Genomic DNA, 15,504 nt, shown 5'->3' with positions numbered 1-15,504 from the left:
TCCGGCTCCGGTCTCACCCGTCACTGCCCGGCCTCCTCCTGCGCACCCCCGAGGACCGTGCCGTCGGACAGCCGGACCATCGCCGGGTCCTCTGCGGGGACCATGCCGAGGGAGGCCGCGGTGTCCGGCAGCGAGGTCTTCTGGGCGTCGACCTGCGCCTGCAGGCTCTGCGTGTCCTGGGCCACGCGGCTCTCCTCCCGGCGCAGCTCCGACATCTCGTAGGAGTTGCGCGCCATCGTCGTGTTCACCAGGAGAGCACACAGGAGCGCGGCACCGAGGATCGACATGCAGACGACGAGGAACGGGATCTTGGACCGCGCCTGGAGCGGCGCCCGGACGAGCTCGAGACGTGAGCGGAGCGCGCGCTCGGACGCGCCGCCCGGCAGCGCCGTGAGCGACGGGCGCGGGGCGGGCGTCGGGCGCGCCGTGCGCGGGAGCGGGCGGGCGGCGGTCGACCTCTGTGCGCTCATCGTGTCCTCTCCCCCGGGTCGTGCGGTCGGTCGGTCGGTCGGTGCGTCGGGCGGCGGTGCGGCGGCGTGGGCCGGGTGCGCTCGGCGGCGCGGAGCCGCACGGACGCCGAGCGCGGGTTGGACTCCCGCTCGACGGCCGACGCCTCCTCCGCGCCCCGGGTGAGGAGCCGCAGGTAGGGCTGGTCCTCCTCCGGCACGACGGGCAGCCCGGGCGGCGCGCTGATCGTCGCCCCCGCGGCCAGCACGCGCTTGACGATGCGGTCCTCGAGCGAGTGGTACGACTCGACGACGAGGCGCCCGCCCACGGCGAGCACGTCCACGGCGGCCGGGACGGCGCGCCCGAGGACCTCGAGCTCCCCGTTCACCTCGATCCGCAGCGCCTGGAACGTCCGCTTGGCCGGGTTCCCGCCCGTCGTGCGCGTCGCTGCGGGGATCGCGCCGCGCACGACCTCGACGAGCTCCGCGCTGCGCTCCCACGGGCGCTGCTCGCGGCGTCGGACGATCGCGCGGGCGACGCGCTGGGCGAACCGCTCCTCGCCGTAGTCGCGCAGGATCCGGGTGAGCGCGCGCTCGTCGTAGGTGTTGAGGACGTCGGCGGCGGTCGGGCCGGTCGTCGGGTCCATGCGCATGTCGAGCGGCGCGTCGTGCGCGTAGGAGAACCCGCGGTCGGCCTCGTCGATCTGCAACGAGGACACCCCGAGGTCCATGAGCACGCCCTGGACCGGCCCGCCGACGACGTCGGTCACGACCTCGTCGATCTCGTCGTACACGGCGTGCACCGCGCGGAACCGGTCGCCGAACCGCTCGAGGCGGCGCGACGCGCGGGCGATGGCCTCGGGGTCACGGTCGATGCCGACGACGCGCGCCGTCGGGACCTGCTCCAGGACGGCCTCGGTGTGCCCGCCCATGCCGAGCGTGCAGTCGACGAGGACGGCGCCGGGCTCCACGAGCGCGGGGGCGAGGAGGTCGACGCACCGCTGGAGGAGGACCGGGACGTGCCGCTCGGCGGCGTCGTCGGGGGTGCTCGTCATGTCCGTCTCCTCTCCGTGCTGGTCGTGGCCGGGCCGTGCCGTCCGGTGGTGCGCCTCGTCCGGCCGGTCCCCGTACGGTCAGGTCTCCCTCCGCGTCCTTTCTGGCGCCGGGGAAGTGCGTCAGACCGGGCGGGAGGAGGCCTCACCGTGCGGGAGCCGTGGGTCGTGCTCTAGAAGCGCAGGTCAGGGAACACCTCCTCCGCGGTGTCGGAGTACGCCGACTCCTGCTCCGCGAGGTACGTCTCCCAGGCCTGCGCGTCCCAGATCTCGACCCGCGTGCCGGCACCGATCACGGCGACGTCGCGATCGAGCCCCGCGTACGCCCGCAAGGGCGCGGGGATCGAGACGCGTCCCTGCTTGTCCGGGATCTCGTCGCTCGCCCCCGACAGGAAGACGCGCAGGTAGTCCCGGGCCTGCTTGCTCGTCACCGGCGCCTGCCGGATCTGGTCGTACATGCGCCGGAACTCGTCCATCGGCAGCAGGAACAGACAGCGCTCCTGCCCCCGCGTCATGACGAGACCCGGTGCGAGCCGCGACCGGAACTTCGCGGGGAGGATGAGCCTCCCCTTGTCGTCCAGACGTGGCGTGAAGGTGCCCAGGAGCAGGCCGGAGGAACCGCCGAGCACGTCGTCCACGAAGCCGGACATGCACCTGGCACCTCCCCTCCTGCTCCCTTCTCCTCCACGGTACTCCACTTCCCTCCACCGCTCTCGGTGAATCCCGGGGCTTTCACCCGCCTTCGCAGGATCTCCGCAGGTCACGCGGGGTGGAGCCCGGTGGAGGGGAGCACTCCCCATGGCGCGTCGCGACGCCGGTCCGGGGGCGGGCGCGCGCAGCAGCCGGGCGGCCCGGGCGGCGTCCGGCCCTCGCGCCGGCGCTCGGCGCAGAGCCGGTGGTCCACTAGGCTCTTCCCACCCGCGGTCTCCCTGGTCCGCGGCACTGCGCCACCGACGACGGAGGTCTCCGTGCTCCCCGACATCGCCCCTGTCGCGCCCTCCGACGAGCCCGGGGGCGCCGCCCTCGCCGGCCTCGACGAGCTGGTCGAGACCACGGGCCGGATCCGCTCCGGCATCGAGTCCGTCGTCACGGGCCGTCCCGACCTCGTGACCGTCACCGTCGCCGTCCTCCTCGCCCAGGGCCACCTCCTCATCGAGGACGTCCCAGGCGTCGGCAAGACGACGCTCGCCAAGGCGCTGGCCCGCACGATCGACTGCAAGGTCGGGCGCATCCAGTTCACGCCGGACCTCCTGCCGAGCGACCTCACCGGCGTCAACATCTACCGTGCGGCGAACCACGAGTTCGAGTTCCGTCCGGGCCCGGTCTTCTCCAACATCGTCATCGGCGACGAGATCAACCGCGCCTCGCCCAAGACGCAGTCGGCGCTCCTCGAGTGCATGGAGGAGGGGCAGACGACGGTCGACGGGACCTCCCACCCGCTGCCGAACCCCTTCCTCGTCGTCGCGACGCAGAACCCCGTCGAGATGGAGGGCACCTACCCCTTGCCGGAGGCGCAGCGCGACCGCTTCATGGCGCGGCTGACGGTCGGCTACCCCGACGTCGACGCCGAGCTCCGGATGCTCGACCGGCAGGAGTCGGACAACCCGCTGGCCCACCTCCGCCCCGTGACCACCGGCGCGGCCGTCCTGCGGTTCGCCGGGGTCGCGCGCGCCGTCTACGCGTCGACCGCCGTCAAGAGGTACGTGCTCGCCCTCGTCACGGCGACGCGCGAGCACCCCGGCCTGCGTCTCGGGGCGTCGCCCCGGACGACGCTCCAGCTCCTGCGCGCGGCGAAGTCCCTCGCGGCCATGGCGGGTCGCGACCACGTGCTCCCCGACGACGTGCAGTACCTCGCGGTCCCCGTGCTCGCGCACCGGCTCGTCATCACGACCGAGGCCCGGCTCTCGGGCCAGGACGCCGAGGCCGTCGTCGCGTCGATCGTGGCGCAGACGCCGATCCCCGCCCTGGACGCGACCGAGCGACGTTGACGTGCGCGCCCCGTCGTTCCTCGCGCGGCTCCGCGGCAGGGGCAGGAGCCTCGCCAGCGCGCGCCTGACCCGCCGCGGCACGGCGGTGCTCGTCGCCGGTGCCGCGCTCGCCGTCCTGGGCGTGACGCTCGGCCTGCCCGACCTCGTCGGGCTCGGCGTCGCGGGGGCGCTCGCCGTCGGCGCCGCCTGGTGCTGGATGGCCGTCCGCCGGATCGACCGCGGTCGTGGCGCCCTGCACGTGACGCGCCGCGTCCAGCCGAACCCCGCCGTGCGCGGGCAGTTCACGACGGCGCGCCTCACGGTCGCGGCCACGCGGGCGACGTCGTCCACGGCCACGACGCTCGCCCGCCTGCGGATCAGCGAGCAGGCGGCGCACGAGCTGTGCGACCAGGGCTCCCTGCGGGCACAGGTCGCGACGGTGGGCGACCACATCGCGGTCCGCTACCGCCTGCGACCGCTCCGCCGCGGCCGGTGGCCGCTCGGCCCGCTCCTCACGACGCGGGTCGACCTCTTCGGCCTGGTCAGCGCGACCCAGGAGCTCGGCGACCCGACCGCCGTCGCGGTGTGGCCGCGCACCGTCGAGCTGCCCGTCCGCGGGTCGCGCGCGTTCGGCGAGCACGAGCGCTCCGCGTCGGGTGCCCGGCTCGCGTCGAGCGACGACTCGGTGCTGCGCGACTACGTCGCCGGCGACGACCCGCGGCGCGTGCACTGGGCCAGCGCGGCCCGCCACGGCCAGCTCATGGTCCGCGCGGACGAGAGCGCTGGCCTGCCGCCCGTCAGCGTCCTCCTGGACCGCGGGCTCCTGCCCCACCCGGAGCTCGCCGCCTCGAGCCCGCGCGCCCTCGCCGACGGCGAGTGGGCGGTCGAGTGCGCGGCGTCGATCGGTGTGTCCCTCCTCCAGGCCGGGCACCCCGTCCGCCTCGTCCCGACGTCGCTCGCGCCGGTCGTGTCGGGCACGGGCTTCCGCGTCAACCGCTCGGGCGAGGGGCCGGCCGACCTCCTGGACGCCACCGTCGACCTCCACGGGCACCACGTGGTCGCCGACGCCGACCGCTCCGTCGTCGCGACCTCCGAGGCGCTGCGGCGGGACCGGCGCCCGGGCGAGATCACCGTCGCGGTGCTCGGCCCGCTCGGCTCCGTCGCACGGCACACGGTCGCGGCCATGGCCGGGGACGGCCTGCACCGCGCGCTCGTGGTGAGCGCACGGCCCTGGGCGCCCGAGCACGCCGACGCGCTCGAGACCGTGGCCGCCCTGCGGTCCACCGGGTGGCACGCGGCGCTCGTCGACCCGTCGGCGTCCCTGGAGCACGCCTGGACCCTGCTCGTGGAGGGCTCGCGATGACCACGTCCCGACCGGACACCTCGACCCCCGTCGGCTTCCGCGTGCTCGCGACGAGCGGGCTCGTCGCCGTCGCCGTCGTCGCGTCGACCTACGCGCTCGGGAGCGTCATCGGGCCGGGTGGTTGGACCGGCACCGCGGTGCGCACCGTCGCGGTCCTCGCGCTCGTGACAGGGATCTCGCGCTACGCCCTCGAGCGGGGCCACGCGGCGCGGGGCGAGGCCCTCGCGCCTCCGGCCGCGCTGCTCCCCTCGCTCGCGGGTCTCGTCGTCGGCCTCTGGGCCCTGCTGGGGCTCTACGGGGGCCCGACCGACCGCTTCTCCCTCCTCATCGGCCTCTCCAACGTCGACCGGGTCCTGTCCCGGCTCTCCACCGCGCGGGACCTCACGCTCGCGGAGGTCGCCCCGATCGACCCGAGCCTGCCGATCGCGCTCCTGGCGGTCGGGGGTGCGGTCGTCGTCTTCCTCGTCGCCGACCTCATGGCGGGCGGGCTCCGCCTGAGCGCGGGGGTCGCGCTGCCGCTCCTCGCCCTGTGGATCCCGGGGCTCGTGATCATGGGCGAGGTCCCGCCCCTGGCGTTCGTCGTGACCGTGGCCGCGCTCGTCCTGCTCCTCGCGGTCGACAACCCGCACCGCCCCGTGCGACGCGGCACGTCCGCGCGCCGCGCGGAGGACCGTGCGACCGGCGGTCTGCGGGCCGCCGGCGCGCTCGTCGTGGCGGTCGCCGTCGCGGTCGTCGCCCTGGGCCTCGGCTCGGCGAGCGCCTCGCTCCCCGAGGTCGCGTCCGCGTCGTGGTCGCGCCTGTTCTCCTCGACCGGTCAGACGGTGCGGCTCTCCGACGACCTCGACATGCGGCGCGACCTCGCGGAGCGCTCGGGTGAGGTCGTGCTGCGCTACCGGACCGACGCGGACGAGGTCGGTCCGCTGCGCGTGTTCACCCTCACGGGCTTCGACGGCACGAACTGGCGGCGCGGCGCGGACCGCGACGGCACCCCGATCGAGAGCGCGGACCAGGTGCTGTGGCCCACCGACCCGGCCGGCGTCGAGGAGCCCACGTCCGTGCGCGTCACGCTCGAGTCGCTGCGGGACACCAAGCTCCCCGTCCCGACCGAGCCCCGCTCCGTGGACATCGACGGCGACTGGTCGTACGACGACGTCCGCGACGAGGTGCTCGGGGACCAGCCCACCGGCGCGGGCACCGCGTACGAGCTCGCGGTCTTCTCCCGCCCGCTCGACGCGGCGTCGCTGCGCGGGGCGACGGGCGCGGACCCGGACGACCCCAACTACCTCGACGTGCCCGCGACCGAGCACGAGCAGGACATCCGTGACCTGGCCGCCGCCGTGGTCGACGGGGCGCCGACGCGCTACGACCAGGCGCTCGCCCTGCAGACCTACTTCCGCGACGTCTCGCAGTTCACCTACTCGACCGAGGTACCGCCGGGCGAGTCCGGCGACGCCGTCTGGGACTTCCTCCAGGACCGGACGGGCTACTGCGTCCAGTTCGCGACCTCGATGACGATGATGGCGCGGACCCTCGGCATCCCCGCACGTCTCGGCGTCGGGTTCCTGCCCGGCGAACGCGTCGACGACTCGAGCTTCCAGGTCACGGGCCGCGACTCCCACGCCTGGCCGGAGCTCTGGTTCCCCGGGCAGGGCTGGGTACGGTTCGAGCCGACCCCGGCCCAGCAGACGGGCCCGACCCCGCGGTGGGCGACACCCGTGGCCGTGACGCCGGGGGGCCCGGGAGACCCGGGCAACGTACCGACGCCGGGCGCGACGACCGCGGCTCCCTCCGCGCCCGCGAGCCCCGTGCCCACCACGCCCGGCACGGGCGGGACGATCGGCGGCGCTCAGGACGACGGCGCACCCTGGCTGCTCGTCGTGGGCGTCGCGCTCCTCGTCGCGATCGCCCTCGGCGGGGTGCTGTGGCTCGCGCTGCGTCGACGGTCCGAGACGCAGAGCCTGCGGGACGCCGAGGACGCGTGGGCCGAGCTCACCGACCGGCTCGGGGCGCTCGAGGTCCGGTGGCCGACGTCGACGACACCCCGGCGCGTCCCCGCGGCGGTCGTCGCGGCGCTGCATGCTCGTCGCGGGCAGCACCCGCGGGACGAGGACGTCGCCGAGGCGGTCGCCGGGCTGGCGTCGGCGCTCGAGGCCGAGCGCTACGCCCCGGAGCCGCGGACGGTCGCCCGCCCGGACCGGCTCCAGGAGCTCGTCGACGCGGCGGTCGACGCTGTCGAGGAGTCGCTCAGCGACCGTCCTGCTCGCGCCGACGGTCCCAGCGCTCTTCCAGTCGGCTGAGGAACGGCTTGCGGGCCGGCTTGCTCGGCGCGGCCGGGCGGACGGTGCCGTCCGCCTCGACGGTCCCCACCGGTCCCTTGCGCGACGAGCGCGGAGACTGGAAGACCAGGACGACGCCCCCGAACATGAGGACGAAGCCGATCACCCCGAGCCAGGTCTGCGAGAGCGCAGCACCCAGCACGAGGAGGAGGAGGCCGCCGACGACGCCGACTCCAGCCAGGACATAGCGCAGCGCCGAACGTCGTCGTGGCGCCTGGAGCGTGTTCGCCAACCGCGGGTCGTCCGAGGTGAGCGCGCGCTCCATCTGCTCCAAGACCCGCTGCTCGTACTCAGACAGAGGCATGAGCACCCCGTTTCTCCACGGTGGTCGTGTGTCACCCTCAGGATAGATCGACATCCGCGGGGGTGGTAGTCGAGCGGGCCCTCGCGGGCCCCATGGCGATGGATCTCACCCCGAACCGCCCTCGGACCGCGTCGACGGCCTCCTCGACCCGACGCCGTGTCGCGCTCGTCTCCTCGACCGCTTCCTCGAGCGTGGGCTGCACGACGGCCTCCGCACGGGGTTCGAGGCCCTCGGCGCGGACCCCCACGAGCCGGACGGCGAGACCTCGCAGGTCGACGCCCGCGACGAGCTCGCGCGCCACGAGGTAGATCTCGCGGGCGACGTCCGTCGGGGCGCCGAGGGTCCGCGCGCGGGTCACCGTGCGGAAGTCGCTCGTCCGGACCTTCACGCTCACGGTGCGCGCGACGAGATCCTGGTGGCGCAGCCGGCCGGCGCACCGGTCCGCGAGCTCGAGCACGCGCGCCTGGACCGCCGAGAGGTCGCGCAGGTCGTGTGCGAACGTCGTCTCGGCACCGATGCTCCGCTCCGACCGCTCCGGCTGGACCGGCCGGGGGTCGCGCCCCCACGCGAGGTCGTGCAGGTGCGCTCCCGCGACCTTGCCGACCGCCGTCTGGAGCGACGCCACGTCCGTGTCGGCGAGCTCCGCGACCGTGCGGATGCCCCACTGCGCGAGCGCGCTCTCGGTCCGCTCCCCCACGCCCCACAGCGCGCCGACGGGCAGCGTGCGCAGGAACGGGACGGTGGCGGCCGCCGGAACGAGGAGGACGCCGTCGGGCTTGGCGTGCGTCGAGGCCAGCTTGGCGACGAACTTGTTCGTCGCGATCCCGACCGAGCAGGTGATGCCGTGCTCGGCCCGCACGCGACGCCGGAGCTCGGCCGCGATCCGCGTCGGAGGCCCGAGGCGCCGCCGCGCCCCGCTCACGTCGAGGAAGGCCTCGTCGACGCTCACCTGCTCCACGAGCGCGGTGATCTCGCCGATCGCCGCCATGACCGCGCGGGAGACCTCGTAGTAGCGCGTGTGGTCCGGCGGGACGACGATCGCCTGCGGGCACAGCCGGCGCGCGGTCACCATCGGCATCGCCGAGTGGACGCCGAAGGCCCGCGCCTCGTAGGTCGCCGCGAGGACGACGCCTCGTTCCGCGCCGCCGACGATGACCGGGCGCCCCACGAGCTGGGGACGTCGGGCGAGCTCGACGGACGCGAAGAACGCGTCCATGTCGACGTGGAGGATGGAGCACCCCTCCTCGTCGTCACCCCAGTCACGGCGGACGACCGCGCGCGGCCCGCGGCTCATCGCCGCCTCACCGGGCGCTCGGCGCAGGGCACGCCAGGGTCACGACGCCACCGTCCGCAGACCGGGGAGCCGGACGAACCCGGCATCCGGGTCGACGAGCATCGCGACCTCGTCGCGGAAGTCCTCGGCGCACGCCATGAGCTCGTCGGCCCGGCGCGGGTCCACGGCGTCGAACCGACCCGCGTCGACGGCGGCGCGGACGCGCGCCCCGCTCGCGAAGTAGCCGGACCACGCGGCGAGCGACGCCTCGGCGTCCGCGAGCTGGTCCCACACCGACCGGGCCCGTCCGCGACGCACCGGCCGGGCACGCAGCGCGACGACCGCCGCTGCGGCGCGCAGGGCACCGAGATGGGCGTGCACGAACCGCTCGCCCGCGTCCTGCGCGAGCGCCGCCGAGACGAGCTCCGCGTCGGCGCGCTCCAGCAGCCGACGGACCTCGGCGGGGACGGCGACGGTCCCCCTCGCGCCTGCTTCGTTCGACATCGCGCACCTCCTCCTCCACTATCGAACACCTGTTCGATTCTGTCAACGTCGGGCGCCCTCCAGCCCGTACGGTGAGCACATGGCTCGCCGCACCACCCGACGTTCCTCAGGGTCCTCCGCACCACCCACACCGTCCCGGCGGCGGGGCAGCGGGGGCCGCGGCGGGACCGTCGTGCCGGAGCTCCCGACCGGGCCCGTGCCGACGTCGACGGGGACCGCGCACGTCGAGCGCGACCCGGACCTCCCGTCGGCCGTCACGCTCTACGTCAACGGCGTCCCGAGCTCGTACCTCGACCTCGACGACCCCGGGACGCTCGCGTTCGAGTACATGCAGCAGATGGCGGCCGTCGTGGAGGAGCTCTCGCCCGGGCCGCTGCGCGCGCTGCACCTCGGCGCGGCGGGGTGCAGCCTGCCCCGCTGGGTCGAGCACAACCGGCCTGGCTCGAGCCAGCTCGGGGTCGACCTCGACGCCCGCCTGCTCGAGCTGGTGCGCACGTGGTTCGACCTGCCCCGGGCACCGCGCCTTCGGCTGCGTCCCGACGACGCACGGCGCGCGGTGGCGAGCCTGCCCGACGCCTCGTACGACGTCGTCGTGCGCGACGTGTTCGACGGCGACCGCACGCCCGACCACCTCGCGACCTTCGGCATGGCGGTCGAGGTGCACCGCGTCCTGCGCCCGGGCGGCGTCTACCTGGTGAACTGCGCCGACCGTCCGCCGCTCACGACGGCGCGCCGCGAGGCCGCGACCCTCGCGGCCGCGTTCGGGGAGACGTCCGCAGCGGAAGGCAGGGTCGCGGCGATCGCGGAGCCCGCGCAGCTCAAGGGCCGGCGGTACGGCAACGTCGTGCTGGCCGCGGTCCGTGCCGGGTCGGGTGCGCCGAGCCTGGCCAGCACGACGCTGGCGCGTGCCGTCCGCTCGCTCGCCGTCCCGGCGCGCGTCGTCACGGGCGACGAGCTCCGCGCGTTCGTGGGCACCGCGCCGGTGCTCGACGACCCCGAGGAGGCGCGGACCGGCGGCACCGCGGCGGACGGGTCGTGAGACGCGACAGGAGCCGCGCCCGAGGGGGCGCGGCTCCTGCACTGCTGCGACGACCGGGTGGCCCGGCCGCCAGACGTCGTCGACGTCAGAGCGGACGGACCTTCTCCGCCTGCGGGCCCTTCGGCCCCTGGGTGATCTCGAACTCGACCCGCTGCGCCTCGTCGAGCGTGCGGTACCCGTTCGACTCGATCGCCGAGTAGTGCACGAAGACGTCGGCACCGCCGCCGTCCTGCGCGATGAAGCCGTAGCCCTTCTCGGCGTTGAACCACTTCACAGAACCCTGCGCCATGCTCTTCCTCTGACCTTCTGTCCATCCGGGGACATCAGCGAGCGGACCCTTCGTCCACCCCCGTGCGCCGCAATGCCATGTCCCACGTCCTTCGCCGGCGCCCCGGCCGTGTGCGGCCGACAGGCCCGACGCCGGACCACCCCGCCGGGCGGACCCACGTACCGGCCCTGCACCGGGTCGTGCGCAAGTACGTCACTGCAACGAGTGACAGTGTGGCACGGACCACGTCCGGTCCGCCATGGAACTCGCCACCTCTCGTGATGATTTTTCGGCACATTCCACCCCGGTCCGCGGACCGGGGCGAGCCGGGTCGACGCGGCTCAGTCGCCCGACTGCTGGGCGAGGAAGCGCTCGAACTCGGCACCGAGCTCCTCGGCCGTCGGGATCGGCGCGGACTCCGCGAGCAGGCTCGTGCGCCCGACGGAGCGCGCGAACGCGTCGTACTGCTCCTCGAGGGCGCGCACCACCGCGGCGACCTCCTCGGAGTCGCGCACCTGCCGCTCGACCTCGGTCTTCGCGTCCTGCACCGCCTCCGCGAGCCCGCTCGTCGCGAGCTCCAGACCGGTGACGCGCTGCACGTGCTCGAGCGCGACCACCGCCGCCGGCGGGTACGACGACTGCGCCAGATAGTGCGGCACGTGCACGGTGACGCCGAGCGCGTCGTGCTCCGCCCGGCCGAGCCGCAGCTCCAGCAGGGCCGCCAGGCTGGCCGGGACCTTCACCGTGCCGAACCACGACGTGTGCTCCCCCAGCAGCTCCGGGCGCGTCGCGTGGGCGGTGACCGACAGGGGCCGCGTGTGCGGGATCCCCATCGGGATGCCGTGGAAGCCGACCGTGAGCGACACGCCCAGGCGCTCGACGACGTCGCGCACCGCCGCGACCACGCGCTCCCACTGCACGTCGGGCTCGGCGCCGTGCAGCAGCAGGAACCCCGTCCCCTCGGCGTCGCGCACGTGGTCGATCACCAGGTGCGGCTCGTCGTAGTCGGACCAGCGGTCCGTGCTGAAGGTCATCGTGGCGCGCTTGGAGCGGTAGTCCAGGAGCTGGTCGACGTCGAACGTCACCACACGGGTGACCTCGCCGATCCCCAGCAGGTGGTCGACCGCGACCTCGCCCGCGCTGCCCGCGTCGACGAACCCCGCGACGGCGTGGAGCAGCACGGGCCCCGCGCCCGGCTCGGGCGGCGTGGGCCACAGGCGTGCCACGGCCTGCTCGTCGAGCTCGTAGATCCCGCGAGGGTCCAGCATGCATCCTCCTCGTGACGTCCTTCGCCCGTGCGCTGCCGACGGCGCGCGACGGGCCTGACGAGGACAACACGGCTCGTCCCGCGGTTCTTCCCGACCCGGCGAGAATGGCTCGGGCCCGGCGGCGGGTCGCCGGACCGGGCCCGCGCCGGGTCAGCGACCGGGCAACCGCACCACGGAGACGAAGAAGTCGTCGATCTGGCGCACCACGTCGATGAAGCGGTCGAAGTCGACCGGCTTGGTGACGTAGGCGTTGGCGTGCAGCGAGTAGCTGCGCACGACGTCCTCCTCGGCCTCCGACGTCGTCAGCACGACGACCGGGATCTTGCGCAGCGCCTCGTCCGCCTTGAGCTCGGCGAGGACCTCGCGCCCGTCCATCCGGGGCAGGTTGAGGTCGAGCAGGATCAGGTCCGGCGTCGGGGCGCCCTCGTGCTCGCCCTCCTTGCGCAGGAACTGGAGCGCGCTCACCCCGTCGGAGACCACCGAGAGGCGGTTGGTGACCTTGTGGTCCTCGAACGCCTCGCGCGTCATGAGCACGTCGCCGGGGTCGTCCTCCACCAGGAGGACGTCGATCGGCTTGCTGCCGTGGCTCATGCGGGGCTCTCCTCGTCGTCGTGGCGCGCGCGGGCAGGGATCACTCGGGGATCACTGCTCCGCGCCGTCGTGGTCGGAGCGAGCGTAGCCGACCTGCGCGTGCACGTACGCGTGGGCGAGCGTGAAGCGGATCGTCGTCCCGCCCTCGCGCGGCTCGATCCAGATCCGGCCACCGTGGTACTCGACGATGCGCTTGCACAGCGCGAGGCCGATCCCGGTGCCCTCGTACACGTCCTTGGCGTGCAGGCGCTGGAAGATGACGAACACGCGCTCCGCGTACTGCGGGTCGATCCCGATCCCGTTGTCCTCGACGGAGATCTCCCAGTGGGTGTCGCGTGCGAGCACGCCCACGTGCACGACCGGCGGCCGGTCGGGGTCGCGGAACTTCAGCGCGTTGCCGACGAGGTTGGCCAGGAGCTGGTGCAGGAGCGCCCGCTCGCCGACGACGACGGGCAGCGGGTCGTGCGTGATGCTCGCCCCCGTCTCCCCGATCTTCTCGGACAGGTCCTCGAGCACGCCCTCGAGCTCCCGCTCGAGGTCCACGTCGACGCGCTCGTTGCCCGTCCGGCCGACCCGCGAGAAGCCGAGCAGGTCCTGGATGAGCCGCTGCATGCGCTTGGCGCCGTCGACCGCGAAGTCGATGTACTGGTCCGCGCGGTCGTCGAGCTCGCCGCCGTACCGCTTCTTGAGGAGCTGCGTGAAGCTCGCGACCTTGCGCAGCGGCTCCTGGAGGTCGTGGGACGCGACGTAGGCGAACTGCTCGAGGTCGCGGTTGGACCGCTCGAGCTCGCGCGCCTGCTCCGCGAGGAGCTCGTGCGAGCGGGCGGCGTCCTCGTGCGACGCCTTGATCTCGGCGACCTGGTTCACGAGCTCGACGCGCATGTGCTCGACGTCCTGGGCGAGGTCCGCGATCTCCGCCGGGCCGGAGGTCACGACCGGCTCGTCGAGGCTCCCCGAGCTCACGAGCCGCACACGGTGCGCGAGCTCGGCCATCGGCTCGGTGACCCAGCGCTTGAGGCACACCCAGAGGATGATCCCGACCGCGAGCGCCGAGCCGACGAGGACGAGGACGCTCCCGAAGAGGGCCCGGCTCCAGCGGTCGAGCGTGTCGAGCCGCTCGACGCGCTCGGCGCGGATCGCGTCGACGTACCGGGCGGTGTCGGCCCGTGCGTCGGCGAACAGCTCGGCCCCGTGCGCCTGGTCCACGGCACGCACCCGCCCCGGGCCGTCGTCCTCGGTGGTCGCGATCGCGGGCTCGGCGTAGTCGGTGACCCAGGTGCGCACCGACGCGTCGGCCTGGGCGAGCGTCGCCGTCTGCTCCTCGTCGAGCCCGAGCAGGTCCACGAGCGCGGGGTCCGGGACGACGCCCTCGGCGTCCGTCCCGACCGCTCGGGTGTAGGCCTCGAGCGCCGTGTCGTCGCCGGTCGCGACGTACGCGCGCACCGCCACCTCGGCGTCGAGCAGGCCCACGTACGCGGCGTCCGCCTCGGTCACCGCGTCGAAGAACGGCCCGGTGACCTCGTCCTGGATGGTCAGCACGCGCGAGAGGGCGATGGCCGACGTCGCGAGCACGCCGAGCAGGATCACGCCCGCGACGACGAGCGCCCACCCGAGCCGGCGGCGCAGGGTGGGGGCGCGCCGGCGCCCCGCGTGCCCCGTGCCGGTCGTCTCGCTCACCGTCGGCGTCACCGGGCCCACTCGTCCGAGTCCGCGAGGGTCGCCGTGCGCTCGCCGGGGGTGCCCTCGTCCCCGCCCCAGCCGAGCACGAGGAGCGCGGCGTCGTCCGCCAGCGGGCCGCCGTGCAGGTCGCGCACGCGGCGGAAGACGCGCTCCACGACCCCCTCGACGCCCTGCTCGAGCGCGCGGTCGACCGCACTGCGCAGGCCGTCGACGCCGACGCGCTCGGGGCGGGCGCGGGGCCCCGCCGAGGTCCCCGGCCCGGCGACCGTCGCCTCGACGAGCCCGTCCGTGTAGAGCATGAGCGCCCAGCGCTCCCCGAGGTCGACGGACTGCGACGTCCACCCTCCCTGGACGGGGACCCCGAGCGCGCGGCCGCGCGCCGTGGGCGTGATCTCGGTCGCGGTGTCGCGCAGCAGGAGCGGCGCGAGGTGCCCCGCGAGGTAGACCTCCGCGCGTCGGCGGTCCGCGGAGACCACGACCTGGCAGAGCGTGACGAAGACCTCGGGGCGCGCGCGCTCGGGCACCAGGACGCGCTCCAGGAGCGGGAGGATGCCCTCCGGCTGGGTGTCGGAGAGCACGATGGTGCGCCAGGCCGTGCGCAGCGTCGCGCCCAGCGCGGCCTCGTCGGGACCGTGGCCCGCGACGTCGCCGATGACGCACAGCACCGTCCCGTCGGGGCGCTCGACCGCGTCGAAGAAGTCTCCGCCGAGCAGCCCGTTGCCGCCGGGGACGTAGCCCACCATGACGTCGAGCCGGTCGTCCTGGACGAGCGGCGTGGGCAGGAGCGCGCGCTCCAGCCGAGCGGTCTCGGCCGCCCGTACCTCGCTGCGGTACAGCGCGCGCTGCTGCTCGACGGACATGCGCCGCTGCACGGCGTAGCGCACCGACCGGCCCAGGAGGTCGCCGTCGACCTCCCCCTTCACCAGGTAGTCGTCGGCGCCGGCCGCGACGGCCTGGACGCCGAGGTCGATGCCCGAGTGCCCGGTGAGGACCACCAGGGCGGGCGGGTGGGTGCCGGTCCGCACGCGCTCGACCGCCGACAGCCCGACGGAGTCGGGCAGCCCGAGGTCCAGCAGGACGCAGTCGACGGGCCGCGAGACGAGCATCTCGAGCGCGGCGTCGAGCGTCGTGGCGCGGTGGAGCTCGACCGTGAGGTTGCCGTCCGACAGCAGCTCCTCGACGAGGACCGCGTCCCCGTCGTCGTCCTCGACGAGGAGGATGCGCAGCTCGTCCGTCGGGGCGAGGACCGCGCGCTCGGACAGCGCCTGGTCACGCGCGCCGGCCTCGTCGCCCCGCGCAGAGGGTCGCGCGGGGACCTGACGGTCGGTCCCGGTCACGACGCCCGCTCCCCTCTGGTCGCCATGGCCCACGATCCTAGCGTCAGCCGCGCGTCAGGCCCGGTCACGGGTGCGG

Annotated in this window: 15 protein-coding genes; 4 read left to right on the top strand and 11 right to left on the bottom strand. The window is 74.7% G+C overall.

Going from position 1 to position 15,504, the window contains the following annotated elements; all coding sequences use genetic code 11:
• Positions 1-20: 20 nt before the first annotated feature.
• From ACN9MS_RS08830 to mraZ, 3 genes are all read right to left on the bottom strand, one after another.
• Entirely contained in the window at positions 21-470 is a 450-nt protein-coding gene (locus tag ACN9MS_RS08830) for a hypothetical protein (protein WP_378232516.1), read from the bottom strand.
• Positions 467-1,501: a 16S rRNA (cytosine(1402)-N(4))-methyltransferase RsmH gene (rsmH, locus tag ACN9MS_RS08825; RefSeq protein WP_426311570.1), complete on the bottom strand. Its 1,035-nt coding sequence runs from the start codon at positions 1,499-1,501 to the stop codon at positions 467-469. Before rsmH ends, ACN9MS_RS08830 begins: the two co-directional genes overlap by 4 nt.
• Before the next feature lie 170 nt (positions 1,502-1,671).
• A complete protein-coding gene (gene mraZ / locus ACN9MS_RS08820; RefSeq protein WP_031316739.1) occupies positions 1,672-2,106 on the bottom strand; it encodes a division/cell wall cluster transcriptional repressor MraZ in 435 nt (144 codons plus the stop codon).
• Positions 2,107-2,478: 372 nt separating this feature from the next.
• Between mraZ and ACN9MS_RS08815 the strand changes: the two genes are divergently transcribed.
• From ACN9MS_RS08815 to ACN9MS_RS08805, 3 genes are read left to right on the top strand one after another with little or no spacing between them, the layout of a single operon-like run.
• A complete protein-coding gene (locus ACN9MS_RS08815; RefSeq protein WP_426311866.1) occupies positions 2,479-3,486 on the top strand; it encodes an AAA family ATPase in 1,008 nt (335 codons plus the stop codon).
• Between the two features lies 1 nt (position 3,487).
• Positions 3,488-4,828, top strand: coding sequence for a DUF58 domain-containing protein (locus tag ACN9MS_RS08810; RefSeq protein WP_378232514.1), 1,341 nt, complete (start codon positions 3,488-3,490; stop codon positions 4,826-4,828).
• Positions 4,825-7,125 carry a transglutaminaseTgpA domain-containing protein gene (locus ACN9MS_RS08805; RefSeq protein WP_426311569.1) on the top strand — a complete coding sequence of 767 codons (2,301 nt, stop codon included), beginning with the start codon at positions 4,825-4,827 and terminating at the stop codon, positions 7,123-7,125. Before ACN9MS_RS08810 ends, ACN9MS_RS08805 begins: the two co-directional genes overlap by 4 nt.
• Here ACN9MS_RS08805 and ACN9MS_RS08800 read toward each other — a convergent pair.
• The 3 genes from ACN9MS_RS08800 to ACN9MS_RS08790 are packed head-to-tail and all read right to left on the bottom strand — an operon-like array spanning position 7,073 to position 9,245.
• A complete protein-coding gene (locus ACN9MS_RS08800) occupies positions 7,073-7,468 on the bottom strand; it encodes a DUF3040 domain-containing protein (protein ID WP_047233786.1) in 396 nt (131 codons plus the stop codon). The two genes, ACN9MS_RS08805 and ACN9MS_RS08800, sit on opposite strands and share 53 nt — an antisense overlap.
• Before the next feature lie 37 nt (positions 7,469-7,505).
• A complete protein-coding gene (locus tag ACN9MS_RS08795; RefSeq protein ID WP_426311568.1) occupies positions 7,506-8,762 on the bottom strand; it encodes a DNA polymerase IV in 1,257 nt (418 codons plus the stop codon).
• A 39-nt stretch (positions 8,763-8,801) separates the two neighbouring features.
• Positions 8,802-9,245: an SAV_6107 family HEPN domain-containing protein gene (locus tag ACN9MS_RS08790; protein ID WP_426311567.1), complete on the bottom strand. Its 444-nt coding sequence runs from the start codon at positions 9,243-9,245 to the stop codon at positions 8,802-8,804.
• 79 nt (positions 9,246-9,324) lie between these two features.
• Here ACN9MS_RS08790 and ACN9MS_RS08785 point away from each other — a divergent pair, with 79 nt between their 5' ends.
• Positions 9,325-10,284, top strand: a complete 960-nt coding sequence (locus ACN9MS_RS08785; protein WP_426311566.1) for a spermidine synthase — start codon at positions 9,325-9,327, stop codon at positions 10,282-10,284.
• Positions 10,285-10,369: 85 nt separating this feature from the next.
• Here the strand turns inward: ACN9MS_RS08785 and ACN9MS_RS08780 are convergent, their stop codons facing one another.
• The 5 genes from ACN9MS_RS08780 to ACN9MS_RS08760 form a co-directional block, all read right to left on the bottom strand.
• Complete coding sequence (locus tag ACN9MS_RS08780) at positions 10,370-10,573, bottom strand: cold-shock protein (RefSeq protein ID WP_034655075.1); 204 nt, start codon at positions 10,571-10,573, stop codon at positions 10,370-10,372.
• A gap of 320 nt (positions 10,574-10,893) precedes the next feature.
• Entirely contained in the window at positions 10,894-11,820 is a 927-nt protein-coding gene (locus ACN9MS_RS08775; protein ID WP_426311565.1) for a proteasome assembly chaperone family protein, read from the bottom strand.
• A 150-nt stretch (positions 11,821-11,970) separates the two neighbouring features.
• Positions 11,971-12,411 carry a response regulator gene (locus ACN9MS_RS08770; RefSeq protein WP_047233762.1) on the bottom strand — a complete coding sequence of 147 codons (441 nt, stop codon included), beginning with the start codon at positions 12,409-12,411 and terminating at the stop codon, positions 11,971-11,973.
• A gap of 51 nt (positions 12,412-12,462) precedes the next feature.
• Complete coding sequence (locus ACN9MS_RS08765; RefSeq protein ID WP_426311564.1) at positions 12,463-14,088, bottom strand: sensor histidine kinase; 1,626 nt, start codon at positions 14,086-14,088, stop codon at positions 12,463-12,465.
• A gap of 8 nt (positions 14,089-14,096) precedes the next feature.
• A complete protein-coding gene (locus tag ACN9MS_RS08760) occupies positions 14,097-15,428 on the bottom strand; it encodes a PP2C family protein-serine/threonine phosphatase (RefSeq protein WP_426311563.1) in 1,332 nt (443 codons plus the stop codon).
• Between the last annotated feature and the right edge of the window lie 76 nt (positions 15,429-15,504).

It is taken from the genome of Cellulosimicrobium sp. E-16, assembly GCF_049913115.1.
Taxonomy (GTDB): Bacteria; Actinomycetota; Actinomycetes; order Actinomycetales; family Cellulomonadaceae; genus Cellulosimicrobium.
The sequence above is the reverse complement of the archived record's forward strand: the minus strand, read 5'-3'. Positions and strand labels throughout refer to the sequence as shown.